Genomic DNA, 21,838 nt, shown 5'->3' with positions numbered 1-21,838 from the left:
CCGCTCCATTTAAAAATTTACTTTTTCTCTTTTGAGGCGACATGGCCAAGCGGTAAGGCAGAGGTCTGCAAAATCTCCATTCTCCGGTTCAAATCCGGATGTCGCCTCCACTCAAAAGCGGGAATAACTCAGTGGTAGAGTACAACCTTGCCAAGGTTGGAGTCGCGAGTTCAAATCTCGTTTCCCGCTCCAAGTGCACTTTAAGCCAGTTCTTTGAACTGGCTTTTTTTGCGTCTATCGTTTCGCAAGCACAAGCATCCACTCTAGAGCTCCCCCTACTCTTCTTAGCCTTTATCTTTCGTTATCACTGTAAGCTGACACCCAAAATGAGAATTTTGTACTCTCAAAATGAGAAAAGTACCGTACACAAAAAGGAGCCCCAGAGAAATCTGAAGCTCCTTTTTCTTTATGTTATATTGCTCAACGTTTTTCTTGTTAGAGATGGTTCCCATGTAGCGAAAATTTCGTCTTGTTTTTTCGCTTCAAATTGACCTGTTGCAGCTAATTTCTGAACAACACTCGTTAACAGGTGAACACCCATAGGGCTAATACTCTACGCCAAAGAAGTTGAGGAGTCTCGTCCGCAGCAACGTGACACCAATCTTGAATTATGATCTCGCCTGTATCTGCGCCATCATCCATCTTGTATACAGTTCCGCCTGCAATGGGATCTTTCATTGCTAACGTCCAGTGAATGGCATCTTTGCCTCGATGCCGAGGAAGTAATGACGGATGGTAGGCAAGCACATCATGCGTTGCTTTACTCCGTATAGCCTTTGATACAAAGCGGTGACAATGCGCAGCTAAAACAACGTCACATTCTGGTAGTTCTTCCAGTGCTGCAATTACCATCACACCAAGCCCATTGGCTAAGTTCTCAAAACGATCATTTCTCTTTTCAGGTGAAATCGCGATGACCTGCACGTCATCAAGCTTATTAACCTTCTTTAGAACTTCTGCAGCAAGCCAACCTTGCCCTATGATTACTACTCGCATGGGGCATCCCCCATATAGCGAAAGCCTTGTACCGCTCGGAAATGGCCACCATAGCCCGACATTGCTGTTTTCTTTTTTCCGCGCCTTTCTGCGCTCTGTGCCAAGCTCTTTGCACAGCGCACCTTGTTCGCGCCATATAATTTAGCGCTCACCTGACACCATTTCCGCTGCCGTCTTAAAGCTGTCGCCAGTCCGGGATGCGAAGTATGGAACAGAACGGGCATTGGTCTTTCATATCTGTTCTCGCCTCTCCGCCACAAATCACAAACAGCATTTAAGAACCGAAGTCCCACACCTGCGCCCTGCCATTCCGGCATAACTACCAATCGGCACGCCCTTGCTTCGTTTCTTGAACGGGTGCTTACAGCCAAATGTGCCACTGGCTCCCCATTCACGAATCCAACATAACAGGTGGCAGCGATCATGTGCGGCAGCTTTAAATAATGATGCGGCGCAAAATACTCCCACCATTCCCAGCCTGTCTGTCTGATTTCCAATTCAATTGGTGGTCGTTGAAGACACCTCCGAGAAAGCTGACCTGTAGCGGTATCAAACACCCAGTCTGGTTGTAACCACTCTACAATGTCATAGTGGCAAGAAAGCAACACGGCCTTGCCTGATGTCCTGCGCCACGCCTTAGCAAAAGCATGTGCCCCGACTTTAGCAATCTGACGGTCTACAACAGAAGTAAATTCATCAATAACGATTTGCTCAGGCTTTTCACTTACAATTCGTGCAAGCTCTGCCCTGAACTTCTCACCAGTTGAAAGCACCCTGTATGGGCGAAGCATGAGGGTACATCACCAAGCCCTACGGCAGATAATGCGCCCGTTACGGCCTGCCAATCACCATCTGGTGCAATAACATCTATAATAGGGGCATCGTCTGGCCATGCTCGCTCCTGATGCATTGTGAAACCTTCAGCAACAAGCGCATTGCCTATTGAAGACTTACCGGAACCTGAAGGACCGATAACAAGACCGACTCGCCATCCATCTTCCTCAATTGGCAGGTCTGCTTTAAGTGAAAAGCTATTCCCTGCATCTACATTAAATAGGGATTTCACACAGGCAGCTCGGTATGAAGAATAGTCCGGGCATGAATGAGTAATGTCTATTCTCATGTCCGCACCGTCCTGCATCTGTAGCCTTTTGAATACAAGCGTTCATACACTTGCTTGTGCTCTGCTTCTGTTTTGCAAATCACAATTACCCCAAACTGTTCTTTGTACCGGGTATCTTTTGGCCTTCCCGGAGCCTCTGGCGCTAACGTTGGAAGCTCTGTTTTATTTTCCATGTAATGTCCTTACGGACGGTCACGCCGTTCCTGTCCGGTGCTCTTGTCACTCACATGGTTATATGTCCCACAACGAGGACATTTAATTTCAAGTATTGTTGCTGTGCCTTTAGCCAACAGACGGTTACAGTTACCGCATCGAATTTCTTTTCTCATTTTGAGTTGCCAAATGGTAAGCCCTTTAGATACAAGGCTACTTAGTCTGATCAGACGACTGGAGCAGCGGTGTATCTTCACGAATGGCTATAACCAATCATGAGGCCGTGATGCAGTGTGCTACCACTACATTGGTGGGGGCGGGTTACGCCCTCGCCTGTTCCTCTCAAAACTAAGAGGAGAATTTATGTACTATTCTTACACCTTTAATAATGGTCCAACTTTTGAAATTCATCCTGAACTTAATAGGTTCTGGGGAATTTATGGTAATGACCAACACATCATCAACTGCAATGACACCTATACGTGCATAGAAATGGTTGCTCGGCACAATGCCATTCCCGACGACTTTCCTGAAGAAATACACCAATACGGTCAGCACCTTCCTCCATTAGGACAATGGGAAACAGTAACAGACTAATTTATCGTAATTATTTCAAGCCTCACACTAGACAGTGAGGCTTTCTTTTTCTTCCCTATCAATTGTCAAAAAAAACTTTAGTCAGTCAGTAGCGCGGCTAGTTCTGTACGTAGTTTCTGCGCTTGTTCTTCTAGCTCGTTAAGCCGTAATTCATCTACTTCCTTTGCTGTTCCCGCGATCTTTGCGCGTAATGGGCGTACTGAGGCAAGATCATTACTAACAAGTTCTTGTTGAATTTCCGCAATACGTTTCTGTACCTTCTCTATTTCTGTAGGCTCCGGCGGCACAATCGCTTCAATCCGTGCTTTTTCTGCTTTCCACGCTTCCACATATGGCTGTACTTCTAATTCAGAGACTGGCGCAGTAGCTACACCCCCGTCCGGTGTTTCAAATTCAATATGCCCGTGCTGTCCATCAAATTGGATAGCGTGAAGAGTTTCGTCAAAATCAAATTCAGGCAGCTCGAGTGCTTCGCCATTGATCAATACTATTTTGTCAGGTGCAATAACTGTTACTTGCATGATGGCTCCTAGAGATACTTAATAAAAAATACACCATAGTATGGTGGGCGGTTTTCGTGCGCTTGGGAGCCACCGCTATGTGTTGTTCTATGAACAAGCTCATCATCAGTACAAGCCCCGTGTTTTCCCTCAGTAGTCACATCCCGGAAGCCTGCATTTGTTCCGCCATTATTCCCTACCGTTCCCACTTTTAAATTCGAAGCATACGTATGAACGCCATTAGTATATGGCGACAAGTGATAGTGAAACGCATTTTTGCTAGTCGGTAGTGAAACGCTATCAGCACCGCCTTTATTTCCAACAGAGTAGTTACCGCCTGCCCCAACTGGAAAACGGTTTCTCATATCGGGTGTACTTACATTTCTGCCAGCTGGAGAAGCATACGTGCGACCATCACATACGCCGTATCGCAAATCAGGATGTCCCGTTTTTTCATCTATAGGCCGTCCAGAGCTGTTTACAGAACCACTAAATAATTCAATGCCACCATGAATTTTTGAGTCTGCAATACGCGATCTGACTTCGCTTTCTGTGTAATAACGTGAATCGTGATTGTGATTCGATGCAGCTTTGGTATTTGCGGCATTTAATGCCTGCGTTGCTCTATCGTATGCAGTCTTAGTGGCCTTGCTAGTCGACAGAGCATTTTCACTAGTGGACGAAACACTACTACTTTTAGCGTTAGGCAGGTTGCCAAGTCCCACCTGTGCAGGCGTATGCGTATGTGTTTTGGTAGCATATACGCTATTATGATTATGATTAGATGCTGCCTTTTGACCAGCCAGATCAAGAGCTTGTTTTCCTTTATCGTAAGCGATTTTTACGGCCTTACTCGTGGCAAGGCTGTTGCCACTGGTGGACGTTACGCTATCACTTTTTACATTAGGTAAATTACCTAAACCTACCTGACTAGGTGTGTGCGTATGTCCAGCTGGTGGAAAAACAGAAGGCTTGTCAGTAATAACACTCCACTCATGAGTATGCTCGTCTAACATTTTTTTTTAGATACGGATGAGCACCTTGTGAGCCATTATGCTCTGCAAGCTGCTTATTCACGAACTCCTGACTCGCAAGCACCACCGTCGGATCAACAATCAGCGAAACAGCACCAGCATTACCGAACGTCACAGGAGCTTTAATTACATGCTCCATCTTTGTCGGCTCTTCTGGCGCAGGTTTCCACATAACTGGATGTGTGCCGATTGCTAGCAGGACATCTCCTGCATACAAAGCGGCTTCTCTGATATACCAGCCGCCCGCGTTGATAGGCACATGTGCTTCAAATACAACTTGCTTACCTGCGTCACTATCCCCCTGTTCATTAATAGTGATAGACTGCAATGCACCACGCCATACTTCATTAATGAGGGACGACGAACTCGTTGTGTGTTCCGGCACTGAGCCGTTACCATCGCCCAAGGCCATGTGGGTTGCCTGTAGCTTTGTGCCGCTTTCTTCAGCTTCAACTAATGCGGCAAGCCCTGCTTTTGTGAGAATGAGTGCCATAATGTTATCCAAGACTTGTTGTTGTGATTGTATGCAGGCCGCAGCCTGAAGAAATAGTCACGGTCAAAAGAGCTTCTTTCGGCTTTTCTGGCTCCAAGGTAACAACAGAGCAAAGAAGTAATGTGCCTGAAGCATTTGCTGCGCCCTGCACTGCTGAATGCGTCTGCAAGGCAGCAAGCTTTGAACGGGCAGGCTTTGTTTCCTGAACTGCCCAAGTGACCAGCGAGTAGTCATTAACCTCAAGCCCGTGTTCCGGGACAGGGATTTGCACTTTAAACTCTGCCCAGCGCACTGCATCGTCATTTCGGCAATTGTGGAATGTACAGCCGTCGTATCCATAATGCTGCAATATCTGCGGCATCCCTTCGGCCTTACCGCCTTGACGATGCCACGCATACGCTTTCACGACACGTTTTCTATACTGGTCAGTTGATTCCAGCGGGTATTGAAGTATTCCACGAGTTGCGCCGTGTGTTGGAAGATACTGTTCCTCACAAGTCAGCGGGTTGAGCTGATCCCGAAGCCAGAAAATATCTTCTCGGATATCATCAAAAACCAGAGCAACACCTTTCGCGATAACTGAAATAGGACCCGGTGAATGGATAAGTGCCCACCCAAGTACATCCTTAAAGAATTTCCAGAAGGTACTTTTCACGCTGCTAGCTTTCCGACGCGGCTGTTGCCGTTAGGATTATGCTGGATAATACAGCAAGTCCGTCTTGCATGACGGGAAAATCTGCCGTTCCATTCCAAGTAATTTTTTTAATACCGGGTACTGCCATAATAGCGGCAACTAGCCTGTCTTTTGTGAGGTCTTCCCCAATCTGTAGCGGAGTGATCCCAACGACCTTAGTCGGGTCTGTAAACAATGCCCGGACACGTTCCTCAGCTTTGACTTTTGTCTCTTCCCGCTGTGTACCGGGGTGGCACTGAAACGCTGCACTCAATGTAACAGGTACGGATTGCGGAGCACGTACTTCCCAGTCGTCGTTTACAGGGTAGTTTCCAATGATGGCTTTTCGCACGGCCTGAAGCAGCTCATCTGTAGGTATTCCGGCAGTGCCTTTGATAATGACGTCGACCGTACCCTGCCCCCGTGGGTGCTGATCAAGAATACGACAGGCAACCACGCCAGTAATTTGCATTGCCCAACGTTCATAAGCGTGTTTGGTAACGCCATTATTACCAAGCCATGCAAGAGGAATACGCGGTGCAAGCTTATGATCAGCTTCAATATCCGCGCCTTCCTGCGTAAGCCAATCTGCCTTTACCGTGATGCTACTAATGCCAGAGACAGGCGTCACAAGCTCAAGGTACTGTCCTGCTGTTAAATTGCTTGCGCTTCCATATTCTTCGGCTTCGACCGGAACCAGCACGTAACTTGCTCCATCTGGCAGAACCACATCGCTTATGGTCACATAACGATATACCTGCCCTGCCCCGTCCGTTTTTGTCCGCAGAATACGGCTTTTCGGAATAACGATATTGCCTTGGCGGCCTTCCCGACCGAACTCTATATTACCTTTCGCTTTTGTTACTTGCTTACGTGGCTGCTCCACCTGATCCGCATGGAGATCAAGCCACGATGCGTCCGCATGTTTCGCAAACCCCTGCCGGAGTGTCGCCTCCAATAGCTGATAAAGCTGGTAGATGCCCCAAGCGAACAGCTCAATAAGACCACGCACCACGCCCTTGTTTAAATTCAATCTGCGAGGGAGCCAGCCCTTAGCCTGATACTCATCCTGCACTTCCTCAATGCGGGTAAAGAGCATCTGGCGGCAGTCATCCAGTGATTTAGACAGACGTGGTATTGGCATTGGGTTTGGCATCGGCAAGTACCTGCTTCATTTTTCCGGTTTCATTTACAGAAAATGTAAGGTTGTAGTCGTGGTCTTCATCAATAAACCGCCATGTGGCCTCTGCGGTAATTCCCTTCTCATCCCAAGCAATAACCTTGCAACTTTCCGAGCCGACAACCACACGAGGCTCTGTACGAATGGTTCTTTGCACTTCCAAAGTAAATGCTAACCTGCTAGAAGAATTCGACTCTTCTTTTATCCAGTCCGGCACAAGTGAGCCGAAATCTTTGTGATAAAAGAGAGTGCCAAGGTATGTACGCAGTGCAAGCCAGATGTCTTGAACGCCAGTTTCAACACCATCGGTGAGAACCAGCGTTCCATCTGCTGCCACCTTGGCCTGTAAGGTATCGTCTAAGGCTATGTCTTGGGCGAAGATTTTAATCATTTATAAAAGGTCACAGTTATGATTGTTAATCAAAATAAAAGTGAAAAAGCTATCCGCAAAATTCTCGAAGTAACAAATTCTATAGAGCATGACGATAGTTTTTCAATGCAAAACACTATGTTACAGTGGGACAATTCTGATGCTCCTATTTTTTTAGGTGATGGAATTGGCCTCAAATATACTTTTTATCCAAACACAATTTCGCTTGTATTCAACCATATCAGAGGTAAATACGAGTCCTGCAACGCATGTCATGGCGCTTATCATGACATTTCTATTACAGCAGAAAACAAAGTCACTGTTAAAGGACAGGCTTTTACGGACCTAACTAAGACAACTAAAGAATACTTTACTCTCTGGTTCGATATTAGCGAACTTTAAGCTCCCCCTTCTCTCTTTGCGTCGCATGCCCCCAAAATACGAAAGGTCGCCTGCGATGCAAAGAGAGGAACACTGCACATGCCCTAAAATGGTTAAGCTGCCTTCCTGCTCTGTATGGGCTTTGACTGTTGTAGTGCCTATTCCGCCGCCCGCGCCTGTTGCTTGTACGTTGCCCTCTTGAATTATCTTGGGGGCTTTAATCGTCCAAACACCGCCGATAGTTTCATCTTTATTGCCACCAATCTTTGTGCTGGCGCTGGCGGGTGTTACTTCAATCAAATTTTTCTCAGCATCAATTTTAATATACGTTGAAGGGTCAGCCTGAATGATGAATGCTCCTACTTCGCAAGCAGGTGCACCGTTATTCTGCCACCGAAAATTGCTAATGCGCGGATAGTTCGGGTCTCCGTCGTAGTAACTCAGATCACACAACGTCCCCACCATTGGCGGGCACACAACGCCTCTGTCTTTTCCACCCCATAGAATGGGGATTTCTACTTTCGACACGACAGGTTCGTTTGTATCTTCTGACTCGTCATTCTTAAGCGGCTGCACGTCCGCCCAGTAGTGGGCATCGCTAGCGTAAGTCTGTACAACTTTCGCTTTTCGGGTGATGCGGTAGTACGCTCTTAGGTTTGGCATTGTTAATTCGACAACGCGCTTAATAAGATGTAATAATTGGAACTGTTTCATAACCTAAGGAGTAAGCCATGCGTAACGTAACAATTTCATTTAACGGTTCCCCTGTTCTACTCGCTTTCTTAAACAAAATAGAAAATGCAAAATTTCCTAACGGAGACAGGCAAGATCTGCCCCCAACGCTCTTTCTCGGGACAGAAGATAAGCAATGGTTCGACTCACTAGAAACTGGTTCTGACCACATTATTGAGCATGAGGGTACTACGTATCAATCCAGACTCATCGGGAAGTACCCAGTAAAAGAACTCAATGCTTTTGAGTTGCACTTTGCTACAAAATTTCTTTAGCAGCTCAAAAACGTCCTAACCCTATCCGGCTCAACACTGTGCGTTACCCGTAACGCTCTGAAGATTCCTGTAATTCCCTTACGGGAATTTTTTAGTGTGAACCGCATTCCTGCCCGCATTGTCGGCAGTAGAAAGGTTTCAACCTTGTTACGTCCGCATACAGTCTGCGCCGGGGTGTGCCGGATAAGCCCTGCGCCTGTTGCGATAACTGGCGTTGTATCCTGCCAATGATCGCTAGGTGCAAAATGAACGACATTTGCTTCGTCCACCCACAAGGCATGGCCTTTCATTTTACAGCCGTGCCCCTGTTGCAGTGTGTTTGAAAGCTGTTGTATGGCCTGCCAAACTGGCACCGTTGCCAACGTCATACGTGGAATAATCTCCTGCGGCACATCCACAACGCCTACGCTCAAACCGCTTGTTTCAAGAATACGTTTAGCAATGGCTGGTGCAGATTCATCCACCCACATTTCGCATATGGTCTTTTGCACTAATGGCAATTCAACACCTGCTGCATAGATTATGAGCTGGTCACGTTTGTTGCCTTGGCCTTGCTTCCAGCCATCAACCGTGCCCTTCCATTTGTGCGGCTCTTGGTTACGATAGCCCACTGCAATAGAAACTTCCGGAAACTGGGATAAGCTAGACAACATATTTTTCGCTGCACCAAAAACATGGTTAGGAACATGAATTTCTGCACGGCTTAATACCGTATGGCGGTCATAGGTGATGATGCAACGCGGCGCACGATGAATAAGGTAATTTCCAATCTGAATTGATATCTCTATGCCGTAAATGTGAGACATCATCGGCCACCTAAGATGTGATCAGATAGCCCCGGGTCTACGTTTGCTGTTGTGTCAGGTGTAGTGCTTGATACAGAGCGCTTCTCTACAAGCTGGATAGGCGGGTTGTGTTCCACGAAACGTAGATTCACCGTAATAGAATCGGATTTGTTATTTTCAAAGCTGTTCAATCCATCAAAGACGACCTCATCAATCTTCCGTGCTGCGAGGTGAGCGTTTGTCGTGCGGTACACCATGGGATTACCGCTAGAGTCATGTCCCTTATAGAGACGTGAGAGGGATGTAAGCTTGTCGTAGCAGGTAGAGTCTTCATCAGTCAGCAACTCAATCGTTACAGAGACCGCCGCGTCCTCCCACCCCATTGGCACTTTTACCTTGCCGGAAAGGCCGTCCTGTTCTGCCTCATCAAAACGTACTTTTCCATCTACCGACAGGCGGGAGAGTACGCCGGGGACAAGCGTGTCCCCTAGCCGCAACTCTCCGTGCTCAAATGTAATATAGCCATCCATTAAAACGCTCCCTGAGGTGCCTGTCCGTCAAACTCTGATACGAGTTGCTGAAGGGCTGAAACAAAGTCCTGCGCGTTGCTTACGTCCGGCAAGGATACAGTTAAATTCTGAATTACCACACCACCGGGGGAATGCTCCTGTGGTCTTGGAAGCTGTTGCTCCTTAGCCCGCTTCGGTCTATCCGGTTCAGGCTGCTGGACTGGAACCACCACCTCTTGAGCTAATTTTGTCTCTGGAAAAGTTGGAATTTCCGGTAAAGTCACGCCTCCGCCTACAGGCTGCTCTACAACATTGGATATTGTTTCGATGGTAGTATTTTTACTGACTTCAACAGCTGCCAAATCAGGCACAGCCTGTTGCATAATGCCTGCGTCTGATTCCTGCTGAAGGACAGGAAGCTTCACACCTTCTTCAAGAACTTCTGGTACTACTCCTGCCACAGTAGACATGACTAAATCTGGAGTTTCAATACCCGCCAGTGCGTTGTTAACAACGCCATGAAGGTCTGGCGCGGCCTTGGTCACACCTTCGCCAATGGTATCCATAACTTTTTGCCCGTTAAGGGTAAGAGCAGAAAGAGGACCTTCCTTAGCGTCTGAAAACGGCAGCAAATTACGGACACTGGTTAAGGCTGATTTCACTGCCTCAAACGGGGCTGTTGCCATCGACTTCACTCCGTCAACAAGGCTGCCAAGAATTCTTTTACCAGCCTCAAACAACGAAATATCACCCTGTAGAAAATCAAAAATATGACCTACTGATGAAACCAAGACTCGAAGTGGCGTAAACATTAGCCTGATCCCATCAACAAAACTTGCAAGAAGCTTTCGGCCAGAATCTGACAAATCAATATCAAATAGTCCCAAGACCGCCTCAACAGCGCCTGTCAGACCATCCATGTGGAATGCCCCGGCAATACGGTTCCATGCGTATTCCACCTCGTCCGCAAAAGCGGCCACCGGCTCCCATAACGAAACAAAGAAATTCTTAATATTATCCCAGTACGTCATAATGAGAATAGCGCCCGCAACCAACGCAGCAGCCACAAGAACAATTGGGTTGGCAAGAATCATAAGGTTCATAGCACCAACTGCAGCGGTCGCCGCCCATGACGCTGCTGAAAACAACGTAACGGCAAGTGTAACTGCGGCAACGCCACCTACTAAGGCTAAAATAGCCTTTCCAACAGGATGAGACGCAAGCGCATTCAGCCACCCAACAACTCCTGTCACAGCATCCACTAGCACCTTAAGCGCTGGCGTGAATACGCTACCCACTGAAATGGACAGCCCTTCCACACCTGAATCTAGAATAGTAAGGGAGCCTTTCAGATTATCGAGTTGCTTTGCAGCCATTGCCGAGGCCGTTCCGGTGCTGTTAGAAAGTGTGTCGTGATATTCTCGCAAAGAATTAACGCCCTGCCCAAGCAAAGCCGTAACCGACCCAACGGCCTCCTCACCAAAGACACGCTTTAAGAGTTCTGCCTGTTCAGCTGTACCTTTGCCCTGCATGGCTGTTTCTAAACTGCCCATAATATCCAAAAACGGTAGCATATTTCCCTGAGCATCACGGGTCACGACACCAAGACCACTTAACGCCTTTGCTGCGTCTCCTGTAGGAGCTGCTAAACGGTTAAACATAATCTTAGTTGCCGTACCAGCAACAGATGCGTTGATGTTTGCATCCGCTAGCTTGCCCGTAATGGCTGCAAGAAGCGCAAAATCACCACCTACTCCAGCCACAACTGCGCCAGCGTTTTGCAATGCCATACCTAAGCCGTCTACGTCCGTAGCGCTTGTTGTGGAAGCCGCCGCGATAATATCCGCAACCTCCGCGGCCTGCGCTGCTTCCATATGGAACGAGTTAAGCGCACCAGAAGTAACACCCGCGGCATTAGCAAGGCTTGTTTGTGCCGCAGCAGCCAAATCAAGCAAACCCGGCATGGAGCCAACAACCTGATTTGCAGTAAAACCTTTCTTTGCAAGCTCTGTCTGCGCCTCAACAACCTGTGCGGCACTAAAAGCGGTACTTGCGCCAAGGTCTAAGGCTGACTGCTCCATGACATTCATATCCGCAGCGCTGGCGTTACTAATAGCCCCAAGACCGGACAACACAGCCTCAAATTCCATCGCGACGCCAATCGTTGGCGCAAAGGCTCCAAGCACAATCCCCGCAGCTAGCGCTAGAGGCAAAAGCCTTTTAGTAAGGCCGCCCATCATGCTTGATAGGCGGCCTCCTTCAACGTCTGTAGAGCGGAATGACTGACGAATCCTGTTCAGAGGACCTGAAAGGTTGTCGAGCAAACTGAATGTTGCGAAAACTTCGAATATTTCCATTGACTTAAACTTTACCTTTCTTATTTTGTCATTAATTCAAATTCCTGGAGGGTAGAATGGACAAAGAATTTATTTTTGATTTAATCTTAACTTTAACAAAAAATGGGATCAAAACCTGTAATTTTAAAGAGTTACGACGTGAATATTGCAGTCAATCCTGTCTTGAGTCCCCTTTCCCAGTTATCGCAGCAAAAAGTTTCAAGGAGCTCCCCAACGTTCTTGATGAACTTCGAAATGATAAAAAAATAGATTTTGATCCCCCTTCAGACGAAGATCCTCTAGGCTTTGGACTCGTAAACATTACCGTACTGCGAGAACAGTTGCATCAAGATCGGCTCACTCATCCCGATAACTTTGAGTAATGAGGTGCACAAACCGCTCTTCAAGCACCAAAGCTCTGGCTATTTCTTCCCCGAACTCATCCATGTCTTCGGAAGGCTCAATGCGGAGCCAGTAGCGAACTAAATCTGCATAAGCCAGAACGGCGTTGTTTTTCACCGCCGTTCTGGCTTTTTCTAGTTTCCCGGTTCAACCACTCCTGATCCGCATTTTTTAAAAACAGTATCCACAAAACTCATAGCAAGCACAGGCTCATTTTTGATGATGTCTTTCATCTGCGCGGCATCGTCGGGATGGGCAATCTGCGTAATAATATTACACATCACATCAAATTGTTTTGCTTTGGAAGCCTTAGCTATGGTGGTTAATTCCTTTCTCCCCGGACGACGGAAGCGGATAGTGTACTTTCGCTCTTTACCATCAAAATCTTCATAGTCAGCAGTGAAAGGAGAGTACGTTACGTCTTTTTTAACTTCTGTCTGTTCAGCCATTTATTCTGTCCTTACTTGGTTTCGTAATCAGCCTTACCATCACGAGTGATCATAAGTGCTGTACCAGATAGTTTTACGGTTGCTTCTTCATCACCCTGTTTTGCTGATTCATCCAGATCATCGACCATAATCTGCTTAATCACGACTTCATGTTTTGTTGCGCCTTCCGGCTCAAAGACCACCGCGACATCAAATGGGGTACGGTAGATGCCTTTAGCTAAGGCTTTCGCCAAATCCTGATATTCGCTTACAAGTAGCGTCATACTGGTGGTTGCTTCATAATTGCCGCGAGTTGCACCAATACTGGTTGCCCCCTTACCGTAAACACGCTTTTTCTTTTGGCTGGATTTCCAGTTTACTTCTGAAATCCCGATAAACACACCCTGTGGGCCTGTGATGGTGACACTTTCCCAGTCATGAGTTTTGCCGTTAATTGTTACACTGTCAGCCATATTGCCACCTACCCTTGTAATCGCGGATCAAACTTGCTGCCCGCATAAATGTACGATGAATACAGATTAATTTTGTCGATGATTGGGATACCGATAAGCTTAGTTTCTACCGCCACACCGTTGTTCACGAAGTCCTGATCAAGTGGAATCTCAATGGCATATCCTGCTAGCTCTTTCGGCTTGGCTTTAACCATCGTATCCAACGCGTTTTCAAGATTTGAGCGAAGGTAGGCAAGACCGCTTGCGTCTGCACCTTGTACTGGATCACCAAGTTCATCTTTCAATGCCTTCAGGGCTTGCAGACGCATCAAGCGAATAGCCTTAAACGTGGTGCGGATAACTTCCAGTCGCTGATAGTCGCTTGTGGTATCAGCCATTGTTCTGGCTGTTCCCCAATAAGTGCCACGAAGTCCAGCGTAACGTGTCAGCGTAATGTATCCGGCATCTTCTAAAGCAAGCTGCATGGATTCTGTATATTCATCAGAAACCGCAATTCCTGTGATGGACTGATCACGCACACGCCCGATATCGCGCTGCACTGGAATGCTAAGAATACGCCCGCTAAGCAGGCCGCCAGCATTTCGCACCTTACGTTGACCTGTTCGATCGGCAATTTCTCCGAATCCACAACAGACACTCACAAAGCGATGTGCAAAGGTTGCCCGTTCTTCCTTAAGCGCACTCACCCAGTCGTCTAAATCTTCACCTGCTGAAGGGAGACGCGATTCACAAAGAAAGAATGTTGGACGGTGCTTATTCCATAAATCGTCTGCCAGTGCGCCAAGAGACGCCCATGCTACGGAATCGGACGCACCAACCACATAAACATACTCTGGATCAACAATTTCAAGCGGCTTTTTAAGTGCTGTGATAACGGCTGATACGGTAGGAACTGGTGCAAGCAAACTACATGAATATGTAGTACCCACGGTAAACTCATCATCAGGGCAAACAATGGTTGTTCCTGTATCCGCAGCAGTAATCCGTCCATCTACCGGGATGGTTCGGTACCCGCTAAAGTTATCGCCACCGTCAACACTAAGACGGTATTGTCCAACATTGCGTCCACCGGATTTAACGACCTGCAATGCAAGCTGCGCACCTACTTTAACTGCGCCCTCAACTGAAACAGAGGCACCCTTGCCCGTCTGCTGAATAGCCCCAATGGCACCACGGACAGTATAACTATACGTGTCACCTACAACCAGATTACCCGACTCCAAAACCAAGGTTGTTCCAGAGCCGCCAATTGCAATTTGTCCATTTGCAGCAACAGCTGAGGCCGAACCAAAACTAGCACCGGCATCCGTACTTACTTTCGCTGTAGCTGTTCCCAAAGAGCCACCATTCACGATTTCAACAAGCACATCCGCATTGGCCGCAGGAAGTCCAGAGACAGAAGCGGGAACGCCTGTGCCTACATGCTTTACCCGACTCATTGTACCTGAAGGATTACCGGAAACTGGTACAGCAAGCACGGTGGCGTCCTGCCCTGCAGCAGCAAATATATCGTTCAAACGATCTACAAGAGGACCTGCCCCGAGCGATTTAGTTAAGTCACTACGTTTACCAAGATAGTAGACTTTGCCCACTTCTCCTTGACTGCACACACCGACAACCAGTGCTTTGCCTGTAATGTCACCCGGAACGAGACCGCTGACGCCATCAACAATATGTTCAAATACGTCCTTACGCCCCATTACTGACCTCCAAGACCGATTGCTCTGTTCTGGAAGCGGGTATAGGCTGCATTAAACTTGGCTTCTGTCACGGCCTTATCTTCTGTCCAACCTTCAGCACGCACCAAACCAGCCAGCTCCCATTTTTCCAACCTTTGTGCTGCAGCAAGCTCGTGTACCGAACTCTGTGGCTTGTTACCTGTTTTTTTATCTTTAACCACGGCTATTCTCCTGCCTGCTTACGCTTGGTGAAACGTCCTTCATCCAAGGATGCGCTACCTCTTTGGTAAGGAGGCTTGTAAAAGTTATGTGGTATGCCTTTGACCAAGTTTTCAAAACTTCCACTAATTCGGAACTGAACCCGCCCCATTCTGCCTGATGCACTTTGCTGGTTACTAAGTTCCCTTGTGGATCTGAACTTGTCTTAGGTAGAGCAAGAAGAAATTGCTTACTCATTTCATCCAACGAATCTTTGTCATCGGTAATAATCGAAACGGTAGCCGCCTGTTCCACACTAAAAATTGCGGCCTTAACCATGCGGTTTTTCTCATCACCGCCCACGGCTATCTTTTTGCCTATGCGAGTAGTTTTCTCCTTTAGCCAGGTAACATCGATACGAGGCAAAGGAAGCGCCAAGTCGGACGGGTCTTCAGGATTAATCAGAACTGTTGAAAGCCCTGCTGCAGAAGCAGCCTTTTCTATTCTCGACTGGTAGAAATTTCTCATTTTGACTGTCCTACTGCGGTCAGCATGTAACTTTTAATAAGCTCTGCGGCCTCTTCCTTATCCTCGTCGCTAATTCCCAAAAATTCCCGCTGTGGCACTGTCACCTTGTCCACTTGTACAAACTGTCCATTGGGTAGCCGAAACTTGAGCTTTCCCTTTTTGCCTTTGATTTCTCCACCGAGCTGGTGAATTGCCGCATAGACTTTATTTGAACCGACGCTCACGCCCTCTGAACTAGCCATGTAGCCTATAGAGTTCTTCAGTTCACTTGTGCTTGTCAGGGTTACCCCGCCCATCTCTTTGGCACGCATGGATGGTTTCCAACTTGAACCGTCTGGTGCTTGCTGATCTTCAAATCGCTGTTGTGTACTGCTGACCAGCATTTCACCGATGTCTATTGCAAGCCGTCTTTGCTGCTGCTCCCCGGTTATTTCCTTGTCAGCCCAGCTCAGCACCTTGCCCATATCCATTTTAAAAGATGCACCAGCCATATTTACCAGCCCTTAAAATCAAAACGACGTTTCCGGCTCACAACAGCCATGCCACCAGTGGGTGCATCCACCACGGATTCGCCCGAAAATACTAGTTTCATTTTCCCTGATCGGATTGCCGCAAGATCTGCCCGTGCCTGCTTGTAAAGGTCTTGCAGCACAAGAAGTTTGTTGTCGTTGCCTCCCTCTTTCTTGACTGCCGTAATACCACCAACCGCTTCATACGCCGCCATGACAACTGCCATCTGTTTGATGGTTTCGGGCACGTCCTGAAGTGGAAGCACATAATGTTGGCGCAGCGTGTCATCAATGACCCGGCTCACACTTCCCATCTTTCTTTCCACAATTCCCGGCGTGACCTTGTCTGCCGCATCAAGGTAGCCCTTCGGGATAACGTCGTATAAGTTGGCTAACTCGCAATAAGACATGCTCATTTCTCGCGTTTTGAACTAGTTTTGAACTAGTGTTTATACAGTAGTGCGCCCAACGCTTCGGCAGGCTTGGTAAAGCCCGCCAAGAAGCGATATGGGATTTACGTCAACACGGTAGCTTTAATTGTAGCTTTGGGAGCGACAGCAGGGAGGGGTTTGGATTCACCGATAAGCATATACTTGCTTGGGTTATCCATTTTAAGCGGTTTCACAAACATCGGCATGGCTTGCAGATTGGAATCTAGATCATCAATAGGACCGTAAAATAAGGCGGTATTGCCCGTAGCAATCATGCGGATTTCTTTAGGCGCAAGCTTTGCCTTCACGGTATCGTTTTCTGGATCAGGATATGTTTCTGCCATCTTTTTAATCTTGTGACCGCCCAAGTTGATAGAGCCATCATCCATAATTTTCACAGGAATTTTCGGCTTATCTGTAGCTTCAATGAGCGTGAGAATAGTGGTAAATGCAAGCACACCCGCAAACGTAATTTTTTCTCCACCATGCCCAGCTTTGTCGAGCTTGCTACTCATTTCTTCCAACGTTTTGTAGATAGACATCATGCTTGCATCAGCATGGTTCCATTTTTCCTGTGCGGTAGTGTTGTACGTAAGCACATCACCATATTGCACCGTGTAGGTTGCATAACTTCCGTTAGATTCAAGCAACGGGTAGCTAATGCTTCCATCAAACACAGCTTGGGCACAAAGCACGGCAGCAGTAAGACGGGCAGTTCTACGAAGAGCAAGCTGCTTGCGTTCTGCCCACTGTTCCAACGTGGTAGAGTTGGCCAGCTTTAAATTGTTAAGTGTCACGCCATCAATATCGTCATGAATACGGACTGGAAGCGGCTCAACGTAGGTATTAAGCGTAACATCACCACGTAGCGGAATAGAGGCCGCGCCGCGATGTACCACCGGAACAGCTCCGACAACCTGCTGGATATCTGACACCGGAATGACTGGGGACTCTACAGTCTGCCGCACTTCTGGCGGAAAGAGCGTATCCATGACTACGTCCTTGATAATAGGCGCATTTTGGAAACGCTTAGCGATTCGTACCGCTGTAAAATATGGTTTTAAATCAAACATAATTGTCCTTCTTACTTAGTGCTGCTTACTCGCAGTAAATATGACGTTCTTCGAGCTTCACCGTAATTGCAGCATCAAGGGCAGCATTATCTTTAACCGTAACCAACTCACGCTTAACGCCACCCAAAACGCAAAGGGTGACACTTACGTCGTCTGCGGCTGCGGGCTTTGTTGCAACGCCCTTCACAGCTAAATCACCTGACGGGTCAAATTCAATTGCCTCGGCACTGTTCATTGCAGCAATGCCTCCAAAAGGAATCACTACCCCTGCCTTTTTAGGATAAGTGCGCACCACATGCGGTCCGCTGCCAGAAATTACAATTTCTACAGTGTATGAATGCTGTACTGATGCATTATGCTTTCCCATAACAGCCTCCTAAAACTTTCCGGCAAGACCGCTTAGGTCTGCGGTTTCGCCACCCTGCTGTGGATTGGTATCAGCTGCAGAGAACTCAAAAAGACCATGCTCTTTGCGGCCTTCAACCCATGACCAAAAATGATCGGCCAGCGGCTTTTTACCTTCACCTGCGCTAAAACTGATCTCCTCACCACCTTCCAAAGCCTTGGCAAACTCAGCTATCTGCTCTTTTTCTGCGGGCAGCACTTTGCCTTCGGTAATCAGCTTTTCCACTTTGGCGGTACGAGATGCAGAAGCCTGTTCTTCAGCTGTCTTTGCAAGCTTTCCTTCTGCTTCAGCCCGGGCTTGGGTTTCCTTTTCCCGTGCGGATTCAGCCGCTGTCTTCGCGTCCTGCTCCGCTTTAAGTTTTGCTTTAAGATCAGCAATCGTTTTGTCTTTTTCGTCCATTGTTGCCTGTTCCTCAGTTTGAAAATTTGCAAACATGAGCGCCCCGTCTTCACCTTCTGAAAGTTGAATGCCGCCAAGGCCGTCTATGGCTGGTGCAGCAGCACCAAGCAGTCCTACGTGTTTAAGCTTCCAAGGCTCTCCAGATTTAGGAGGAAAAACGGAAATACTCTTGCTCAAGTAGCGTCCACTATAGACTTCATTTTTCAACTCGTCGGGAACTGAGGCATATAGGGCAAACAAAATGTCACCTTCCCGTTTAAGCTCTGCAACATGCCCAAACGCTGGGTCTTCCACTTTAGGATGCCCTTTAACCACTGGTGGCTTGTAGGTTTCTGGAACAAAGCTTTTGACCAGCTCGTCCAGTTTTGATTTTGTGATCGTCACCTGCTTACCGGACATGGCGGTAAACGTGCCAGTGCGTGCAATTTTGTCCCAGTTCTTCATAGGTACTCCTCAAATATAATCTCGCAATAAAAGAAATGCGCGCTAACACACCGTGTTAACGCGCTTAAAGTTATTATTCACGATAAAGCAGTATTCCTTCTCGCTGCCTCTCTAGCGATTCCAGCATTATCGTTTTGTTTCCGATGTTCGGCGTAAAAGAAGCTACACCTGACCACTTGCGCCCATTTACCAGATTAAAAATAGCGAATCCGCCAGCTTTGCCATCTTCCCCGGCAAACACACCTAGCATCCGCAATACATGCGCAGGCTTTCCTGCAAGCATTGACGGCACTTTCCAGACTTCAAACGGCCTTTTGATGGTTCTGGCCAATAGCTTCAGGTACTGCTCGTGCCCGGAGCCTTTTACTTTCCACTTACCTGTCTTTTTATCGAGAAACAGGTGCTTGCTGATAACAAGAGGATGCCCACACGGAAGTGTATGCAGGATTGAACCATCAACATCGGGCAAGCCAAATTCGTTTAGGAATGCTTTTGCGTATTGCTCTGAAGCCAGCCCTTCGGAAAGTATATCAGCATCTACCACGGGCAAAACATGACGGTCATCAAGCTCATGTAATGGCGATTTACACGCGTCTCCTTTATGCACAGTAAACTCAACAGGAGTGCGGCACATTGTTGTTCGCACTGTTGATACCAACTGAGATTCATCTTTAAGCTCAGACGCTGTAAGCCCTGCGTGCCATTCCTTTCCTACATTGGTTGAAAACCCTGCATCCGGCTTTGGCCGTACTGGAGGAAGTGGCTCACCTGTTGTTGGATGAGTGGCATGCACAATATCCGGCATGTCCTCTTCTGCCTTCAGCCCACGCTTACGCATCTGAAAATCTGACAAAGTCTGCACTGAACAACGACAAGCGAAGCCATTAGGTGGGTAAAACGTATCCCAAAATTCGTGGTCATGCGGATAGACTTTTCCGTGTAACGCCAAATGATCTAGACGACTGCGGTCGTCACCCACGGCAACATATCGCCAATACGGGCGACTTTTAGCTGCTCGTTTCATTTGAGAATAGCGACCTGCCATATAGGCGCTCTGAATATTGGTGCGGTAAATGTTTGCAAGCTGCCACGGACGCAGCGTTGCTTCTTTGGCTACACTCGCAACACGCTTTTTGAAGTCATTAAAAGTCTCGCCATCTTCAATGGCCTTGCCTATTGCGGCCTGCATTGTTGCCACCTGATCAGCACGTGCAAGGCTACTTACCGCAAAAGCACGAGAACGAGCTTCATCGCCCATCCGCTTAAATTCACCACTTGAAACGGGGACTTTAGTTTTCCAATAAGCAATGGCCTCGGCAGGAGCTAATGCAAGAGGTTTAATCATCGCTATTACCTGCTGCATATTGTCCATACATAGCAGCGCCGTTTAGCACTTCCGACATAAACGCGGCCTGCTCGTCCTCCGTCATCTCTTGCGGAACAAGCTCTTCCAACAAAAGTTGCATATCTTCCCATGACTCCGCGTTTTCAGCTGCCGCCTGAACTTGCCGCATAAATTTCTCATTTTGAGTGACAACATCTGGCAACACACTTTCAACAAATGTACCTATCTGCTGCTGAAATACGTCTGGCTTTGCTTCTTCAGGAGCTGCAAAACTTTCTTCTTTCTCTTCAGATTGCTTTTTACTGTCTGGCGTACCTTTTTTCTTGTTCTCGCCGTGTAGCTTGCCTGCCCCAGAATCGTCCTCTCCCTTCAACGTAAATTCTTCTTCAGCCAACGCATACTTTTGTACAAAATGCTGCTTCTTAAACGTCACTCCGAGAGAGGCTAGCCCCTTATCCAGTTCAACACGTTCCTTGTAGTCTTCCGGTTCTATGTAGCTAAATATAGGGCTAAATGCAGAACGAAGGCGTTTATTCACGGCATCAGCCGTATTTACCTTGGAGTACGTCCACGCGATGTTGTTCATTGCAGTTACAACTAGTTGCGCATCTGCTGCTGCGTAGTCTTCCAGAACGCCATAGTGTGTTTGCGCTGCTGCATTTGAATGCCCGCCGCCCATATCACTAGTAAGCGTCTGCCCCTTGAGGACTTTGTTTATTGCCTTGTCCCAATGCTGCACATAGCTGCTGTGTGCTTCACCCTTTCCTGAAAATTGAAGCGCCTCAACCTTTGCCCCACTTGGAACAACCGCCACGGCATCCTGCACCATTGATGCAAGGTTAGCCGCCATAGTATTCATTTCAACTTGCGTAGCATTTTGTCCGGCTGTTCCCAGCATCCAAGGTTGTCCAAACTTCTCACAGAACCGAGTCCAGAACTCTATCCCGCCACGCTTAAAGGCCACTGGCCATAAACAGCGCGATAACAAACGCAGGCCATACGGGTTCTTGTATGTAGAGAAATGTCGTACCAGTACAAACTTATATGGATGAACTGGCGCAGGATTAGAGAAGAATTCACCACGAAATTGTAGTTGATTGGCATCGTTAAAAGTGAACCACTCCACGGGCTTTGGCTCTACTTGCACTAGCTTCAGCCGCCCACCATCCGGCGCAAAGGTAAGTTCTATTGGCGTCATACCATAATACGGCGCATCAAGAATGCCGCTGAACAACACATCCATATCGATATCTTCAAGGTCACGAACAAGACTGTCACACAGCTTCACGGCCTCTGCTTCAGGTTCTGCTCCTGCAGGTGCACCCGGAACAAACTGATACTGGCGCTTATTCAGCGTCATGAGCTTGCGTCCCTGAACTGCCTGCG

The 21,838-nt window shown here is 47.6% G+C and carries 31 protein-coding genes and 2 tRNA genes; 6 read left to right on the top strand and 27 right to left on the bottom strand.

Annotated elements, in window-relative coordinates; genetic code table 11:
• Positions 1-35 precede the first annotated feature (35 nt).
• A tRNA-Cys gene (locus MKHDV_RS17705) sits at positions 36-110 on the top strand.
• A gap of 7 nt (positions 111-117) precedes the next feature.
• Positions 118-192: transfer RNA gene (locus tag MKHDV_RS17700), tRNA-Gly, on the top strand.
• Positions 193-522: 330 nt separating this feature from the next.
• Here the strand turns inward: MKHDV_RS17700 and MKHDV_RS17695 are convergent.
• The 4 genes from MKHDV_RS17695 to MKHDV_RS17685 all read right to left on the bottom strand — a co-directional run bounded on the left by MKHDV_RS17695 (position 523) and on the right by MKHDV_RS17685 (position 2,448).
• Positions 523-996, bottom strand: a complete 474-nt coding sequence (locus tag MKHDV_RS17695; RefSeq protein WP_254060522.1) for a formyltransferase family protein — start codon at positions 994-996, stop codon at positions 523-525.
• A complete protein-coding gene (locus MKHDV_RS17690; protein WP_254060521.1) occupies positions 987-1,787 on the bottom strand; it encodes a GNAT family N-acetyltransferase in 801 nt (266 codons plus the stop codon). Before MKHDV_RS17690 ends, MKHDV_RS17695 begins: the two co-directional genes overlap by 10 nt.
• Positions 1,721-2,119, bottom strand: coding sequence for a hypothetical protein (locus MKHDV_RS19045; protein ID WP_254060520.1), 399 nt, complete (start codon positions 2,117-2,119; stop codon positions 1,721-1,723). The genes MKHDV_RS17690 and MKHDV_RS19045 overlap by 67 nt, the downstream gene beginning before the upstream one ends.
• A gap of 182 nt (positions 2,120-2,301) precedes the next feature.
• A complete protein-coding gene (locus tag MKHDV_RS17685) occupies positions 2,302-2,448 on the bottom strand; it encodes a Com family DNA-binding transcriptional regulator (protein WP_073020918.1) in 147 nt (48 codons plus the stop codon).
• A gap of 187 nt (positions 2,449-2,635) precedes the next feature.
• On the opposite strand from MKHDV_RS17685, the gene MKHDV_RS17680 reads away from it, so the two are divergent.
• Positions 2,636-2,869 (top strand): hypothetical protein, encoded by a 234-nt coding sequence (locus tag MKHDV_RS17680; RefSeq protein WP_020001941.1) that lies wholly within the window; start codon positions 2,636-2,638, stop codon positions 2,867-2,869.
• 77 nt (positions 2,870-2,946) lie between these two features.
• On the opposite strand, the gene MKHDV_RS17675 is transcribed toward MKHDV_RS17680, so the two are convergent.
• The 6 genes from MKHDV_RS17675 to MKHDV_RS17655 are packed head-to-tail and all read right to left on the bottom strand — an operon-like array spanning position 2,947 to position 7,140.
• The gene (locus tag MKHDV_RS17675) at positions 2,947-3,390 is read right to left on the bottom strand and encodes a hypothetical protein (protein ID WP_216846959.1); all 444 of its coding nucleotides are present in this window, start codon (positions 3,388-3,390) and stop codon (positions 2,947-2,949) included.
• 8 nt (positions 3,391-3,398) lie between these two features.
• The gene (locus MKHDV_RS17670; RefSeq protein ID WP_254060519.1) at positions 3,399-4,385 is read right to left on the bottom strand and encodes a hypothetical protein; all 987 of its coding nucleotides are present in this window, start codon (positions 4,383-4,385) and stop codon (positions 3,399-3,401) included.
• The gene (locus MKHDV_RS19040) at positions 4,363-4,896 is read right to left on the bottom strand and encodes a phage tail protein (protein WP_254060518.1); all 534 of its coding nucleotides are present in this window, start codon (positions 4,894-4,896) and stop codon (positions 4,363-4,365) included. The genes MKHDV_RS17670 and MKHDV_RS19040 overlap by 23 nt, the downstream gene beginning before the upstream one ends.
• Before the next feature lie 4 nt (positions 4,897-4,900).
• Positions 4,901-5,551, bottom strand: a complete 651-nt coding sequence (locus MKHDV_RS17665) for a phage tail protein (RefSeq protein WP_160717695.1) — start codon at positions 5,549-5,551, stop codon at positions 4,901-4,903.
• A gap of 4 nt (positions 5,552-5,555) precedes the next feature.
• On the bottom strand, positions 5,556-6,725 hold the full coding sequence (locus tag MKHDV_RS17660) for a baseplate J/gp47 family protein (RefSeq protein WP_160717693.1): 1,170 nt from the start codon (positions 6,723-6,725) through the stop codon (positions 5,556-5,558).
• A complete protein-coding gene (locus MKHDV_RS17655; protein WP_160717691.1) occupies positions 6,691-7,140 on the bottom strand; it encodes a baseplate assembly protein in 450 nt (149 codons plus the stop codon). Before MKHDV_RS17655 ends, MKHDV_RS17660 begins: the two co-directional genes overlap by 35 nt.
• An 18-nt stretch (positions 7,141-7,158) precedes the next feature.
• On the opposite strand from MKHDV_RS17655, the gene MKHDV_RS17650 reads away from it, so the two are divergent.
• Positions 7,159-7,521: a hypothetical protein gene (locus MKHDV_RS17650; RefSeq protein ID WP_160717689.1), complete on the top strand. Its 363-nt coding sequence runs from the start codon at positions 7,159-7,161 to the stop codon at positions 7,519-7,521.
• Here the strand turns inward: MKHDV_RS17650 and MKHDV_RS17645 are convergent.
• On the bottom strand, positions 7,465-8,163 hold the full coding sequence (locus MKHDV_RS17645; protein ID WP_254060517.1) for a baseplate assembly protein: 699 nt from the start codon (positions 8,161-8,163) through the stop codon (positions 7,465-7,467). The two genes, MKHDV_RS17650 and MKHDV_RS17645, sit on opposite strands and share 57 nt — an antisense overlap.
• Before the next feature lie 68 nt (positions 8,164-8,231).
• Here MKHDV_RS17645 and MKHDV_RS17640 point away from each other — a divergent pair, with 68 nt between their 5' ends.
• Entirely contained in the window at positions 8,232-8,507 is a 276-nt protein-coding gene (locus tag MKHDV_RS17640) for a hypothetical protein (RefSeq protein ID WP_160717687.1), read from the top strand.
• On the opposite strand, the gene MKHDV_RS17635 is transcribed toward MKHDV_RS17640, so the two are convergent.
• Genes MKHDV_RS17635 through MKHDV_RS17625 form a run of 3 tightly spaced genes read right to left on the bottom strand, consistent with a single transcriptional unit; the run spans position 8,504 to position 12,158 of the window.
• On the bottom strand, positions 8,504-9,316 hold the full coding sequence (locus MKHDV_RS17635; RefSeq protein WP_254060516.1) for a hypothetical protein: 813 nt from the start codon (positions 9,314-9,316) through the stop codon (positions 8,504-8,506). The two genes, MKHDV_RS17640 and MKHDV_RS17635, sit on opposite strands and share 4 nt — an antisense overlap.
• On the bottom strand, positions 9,313-9,822 hold the full coding sequence (locus tag MKHDV_RS17630; protein WP_160717683.1) for a hypothetical protein: 510 nt from the start codon (positions 9,820-9,822) through the stop codon (positions 9,313-9,315). The genes MKHDV_RS17635 and MKHDV_RS17630 overlap by 4 nt, the downstream gene beginning before the upstream one ends.
• Positions 9,822-12,158 carry a phage tail tape measure protein gene (locus MKHDV_RS17625; protein ID WP_160717681.1) on the bottom strand — a complete coding sequence of 779 codons (2,337 nt, stop codon included), beginning with the start codon at positions 12,156-12,158 and terminating at the stop codon, positions 9,822-9,824. The genes MKHDV_RS17630 and MKHDV_RS17625 overlap by 1 nt, the downstream gene beginning before the upstream one ends.
• Positions 12,159-12,214: 56 nt before the next feature.
• Here MKHDV_RS17625 and MKHDV_RS17620 point away from each other — a divergent pair, with 56 nt between their 5' ends.
• Positions 12,215-12,520, top strand: coding sequence for a hypothetical protein (locus MKHDV_RS17620; protein ID WP_160717679.1), 306 nt, complete (start codon positions 12,215-12,217; stop codon positions 12,518-12,520).
• On the opposite strand, the gene MKHDV_RS18630 is transcribed toward MKHDV_RS17620, so the two are convergent.
• The 13 genes from MKHDV_RS18630 to MKHDV_RS17560 form a co-directional block, all read right to left on the bottom strand.
• Positions 12,495-12,656 (bottom strand): hypothetical protein, encoded by a 162-nt coding sequence (locus MKHDV_RS18630; RefSeq protein ID WP_162859891.1) that lies wholly within the window; start codon positions 12,654-12,656, stop codon positions 12,495-12,497. The two genes, MKHDV_RS17620 and MKHDV_RS18630, sit on opposite strands and share 26 nt — an antisense overlap.
• Before the next feature lie 17 nt (positions 12,657-12,673).
• Positions 12,674-12,988, bottom strand: coding sequence for a hypothetical protein (locus MKHDV_RS17615; RefSeq protein ID WP_160717677.1), 315 nt, complete (start codon positions 12,986-12,988; stop codon positions 12,674-12,676).
• 11 nt (positions 12,989-12,999) lie between these two features.
• On the bottom strand, positions 13,000-13,440 hold the full coding sequence (locus tag MKHDV_RS17610) for a hypothetical protein (RefSeq protein WP_160717675.1): 441 nt from the start codon (positions 13,438-13,440) through the stop codon (positions 13,000-13,002).
• Positions 13,441-13,448: 8 nt separating this feature from the next.
• Positions 13,449-15,140 (bottom strand): DUF2586 domain-containing protein, encoded by a 1,692-nt coding sequence (locus MKHDV_RS17605; protein WP_160717673.1) that lies wholly within the window; start codon positions 15,138-15,140, stop codon positions 13,449-13,451.
• Entirely contained in the window at positions 15,140-15,340 is a 201-nt protein-coding gene (locus MKHDV_RS17600; protein WP_160717671.1) for a hypothetical protein, read from the bottom strand. Before MKHDV_RS17600 ends, MKHDV_RS17605 begins: the two co-directional genes overlap by 1 nt.
• On the bottom strand, positions 15,333-15,845 hold the full coding sequence (locus MKHDV_RS17595; RefSeq protein ID WP_160717669.1) for a hypothetical protein: 513 nt from the start codon (positions 15,843-15,845) through the stop codon (positions 15,333-15,335). The genes MKHDV_RS17600 and MKHDV_RS17595 overlap by 8 nt, the downstream gene beginning before the upstream one ends.
• The gene (locus MKHDV_RS17590) at positions 15,842-16,336 is read right to left on the bottom strand and encodes a phage virion morphogenesis protein (protein ID WP_160717667.1); all 495 of its coding nucleotides are present in this window, start codon (positions 16,334-16,336) and stop codon (positions 15,842-15,844) included. Before MKHDV_RS17590 ends, MKHDV_RS17595 begins: the two co-directional genes overlap by 4 nt.
• A gap of 2 nt (positions 16,337-16,338) precedes the next feature.
• The gene (locus MKHDV_RS17585; RefSeq protein WP_160717697.1) at positions 16,339-16,764 is read right to left on the bottom strand and encodes a phage protein Gp36 family protein; all 426 of its coding nucleotides are present in this window, start codon (positions 16,762-16,764) and stop codon (positions 16,339-16,341) included.
• A 104-nt stretch (positions 16,765-16,868) separates the two neighbouring features.
• On the bottom strand, positions 16,869-17,858 hold the full coding sequence (locus tag MKHDV_RS17580) for a major capsid protein (protein ID WP_020001962.1): 990 nt from the start codon (positions 17,856-17,858) through the stop codon (positions 16,869-16,871).
• A gap of 25 nt (positions 17,859-17,883) precedes the next feature.
• A complete protein-coding gene (locus MKHDV_RS17575; RefSeq protein ID WP_160717665.1) occupies positions 17,884-18,225 on the bottom strand; it encodes a hypothetical protein in 342 nt (113 codons plus the stop codon).
• Positions 18,226-18,234: 9 nt separating this feature from the next.
• Positions 18,235-19,107 (bottom strand): hypothetical protein, encoded by an 873-nt coding sequence (locus MKHDV_RS17570; RefSeq protein WP_160717663.1) that lies wholly within the window; start codon positions 19,105-19,107, stop codon positions 18,235-18,237.
• A 73-nt stretch (positions 19,108-19,180) separates the two neighbouring features.
• Positions 19,181-20,452, bottom strand: coding sequence for a phage minor head protein (locus MKHDV_RS17565; protein ID WP_160717661.1), 1,272 nt, complete (start codon positions 20,450-20,452; stop codon positions 19,181-19,183).
• On the bottom strand, positions 20,445-21,838 hold a 1,394-nt coding region (locus MKHDV_RS17560; RefSeq protein WP_160717659.1), incomplete at its 5' end, for a DUF935 family protein. The genes MKHDV_RS17560 and MKHDV_RS17565, both read right to left, overlap by 8 nt.

Origin of the sequence: Halodesulfovibrio sp. MK-HDV (assembly GCF_009914765.1) — a bacterium.
In the GTDB taxonomy this organism is placed as follows: Bacteria; Desulfobacterota; Desulfovibrionia; order Desulfovibrionales; family Desulfovibrionaceae; genus Halodesulfovibrio.
The sequence above is the reverse complement of the archived record's forward strand: the minus strand, read 5'-3'. Positions and strand labels throughout refer to the sequence as shown.

Coding starts and splice junctions, on each gene's coding strand:
- MKHDV_RS17605 (WP_160717673.1), bottom strand. CDS start 15,140: ATGGGGCGTAAGGACGTATTTGAACATATTGTTGATGGCGTCAGCGGT.
- MKHDV_RS17660 (WP_160717693.1), bottom strand. CDS start 6,725: ATGCCAAACCCAATGCCAATACCACGTCTGTCTAAATCACTGGATGAC.
- MKHDV_RS17590 (WP_160717667.1), bottom strand. CDS start 16,336: ATGGCTGGTGCATCTTTTAAAATGGATATGGGCAAGGTGCTGAGCTGG.
- MKHDV_RS17685 (WP_073020918.1), bottom strand. CDS start 2,448: ATGAGAAAAGAAATTCGATGCGGTAACTGTAACCGTCTGTTGGCTAAA.
- MKHDV_RS17675 (WP_216846959.1), bottom strand. CDS start 3,390: ATGCAAGTAACAGTTATTGCACCTGACAAAATAGTATTGATCAATGGC.
- MKHDV_RS19045 (WP_254060520.1), bottom strand. CDS start 2,119: ATGAGAATAGACATTACTCATTCATGCCCGGACTATTCTTCATACCGA.
- MKHDV_RS17620 (WP_160717679.1), top strand. CDS start 12,215: ATGGACAAAGAATTTATTTTTGATTTAATCTTAACTTTAACAAAAAAT.
- MKHDV_RS17680 (WP_020001941.1), top strand. CDS start 2,636: ATGTACTATTCTTACACCTTTAATAATGGTCCAACTTTTGAAATTCAT.
- MKHDV_RS17565 (WP_160717661.1), bottom strand. CDS start 20,452: ATGATTAAACCTCTTGCATTAGCTCCTGCCGAGGCCATTGCTTATTGG.
- MKHDV_RS17645 (WP_254060517.1), bottom strand. CDS start 8,163: ATGCCAAACCTAAGAGCGTACTACCGCATCACCCGAAAAGCGAAAGTT.
- MKHDV_RS17630 (WP_160717683.1), bottom strand. CDS start 9,822: ATGGATGGCTATATTACATTTGAGCACGGAGAGTTGCGGCTAGGGGAC.
- MKHDV_RS17585 (WP_160717697.1), bottom strand. CDS start 16,764: ATGTCTTATTGCGAGTTAGCCAACTTATACGACGTTATCCCGAAGGGC.
- MKHDV_RS17625 (WP_160717681.1), bottom strand. CDS start 12,158: ATGGAAATATTCGAAGTTTTCGCAACATTCAGTTTGCTCGACAACCTT.
- MKHDV_RS17580 (WP_020001962.1), bottom strand. CDS start 17,858: ATGTTTGATTTAAAACCATATTTTACAGCGGTACGAATCGCTAAGCGT.
- MKHDV_RS17650 (WP_160717689.1), top strand. CDS start 7,159: ATGATTGTTAATCAAAATAAAAGTGAAAAAGCTATCCGCAAAATTCTC.
- MKHDV_RS17610 (WP_160717675.1), bottom strand. CDS start 13,440: ATGGCTGACAGTGTAACAATTAACGGCAAAACTCATGACTGGGAAAGT.
- MKHDV_RS17640 (WP_160717687.1), top strand. CDS start 8,232: ATGCGTAACGTAACAATTTCATTTAACGGTTCCCCTGTTCTACTCGCT.
- MKHDV_RS17670 (WP_254060519.1), bottom strand. CDS start 4,385: ATGTTAGACGAGCATACTCATGAGTGGAGTGTTATTACTGACAAGCCT.
- MKHDV_RS17595 (WP_160717669.1), bottom strand. CDS start 15,845: ATGAGAAATTTCTACCAGTCGAGAATAGAAAAGGCTGCTTCTGCAGCA.
- MKHDV_RS17655 (WP_160717691.1), bottom strand. CDS start 7,140: ATGATTAAAATCTTCGCCCAAGACATAGCCTTAGACGATACCTTACAG.
- MKHDV_RS17570 (WP_160717663.1), bottom strand. CDS start 19,107: ATGAAGAACTGGGACAAAATTGCACGCACTGGCACGTTTACCGCCATG.
- MKHDV_RS17575 (WP_160717665.1), bottom strand. CDS start 18,225: ATGGGAAAGCATAATGCATCAGTACAGCATTCATACACTGTAGAAATT.
- MKHDV_RS17615 (WP_160717677.1), bottom strand. CDS start 12,988: ATGGCTGAACAGACAGAAGTTAAAAAAGACGTAACGTACTCTCCTTTC.
- MKHDV_RS17695 (WP_254060522.1), bottom strand. CDS start 996: ATGCGAGTAGTAATCATAGGGCAAGGTTGGCTTGCTGCAGAAGTTCTA.
- MKHDV_RS17635 (WP_254060516.1), bottom strand. CDS start 9,316: ATGATGTCTCACATTTACGGCATAGAGATATCAATTCAGATTGGAAAT.
- MKHDV_RS17690 (WP_254060521.1), bottom strand. CDS start 1,787: ATGCTTCGCCCATACAGGGTGCTTTCAACTGGTGAGAAGTTCAGGGCA.
- MKHDV_RS19040 (WP_254060518.1), bottom strand. CDS start 4,896: ATGGCACTCATTCTCACAAAAGCAGGGCTTGCCGCATTAGTTGAAGCT.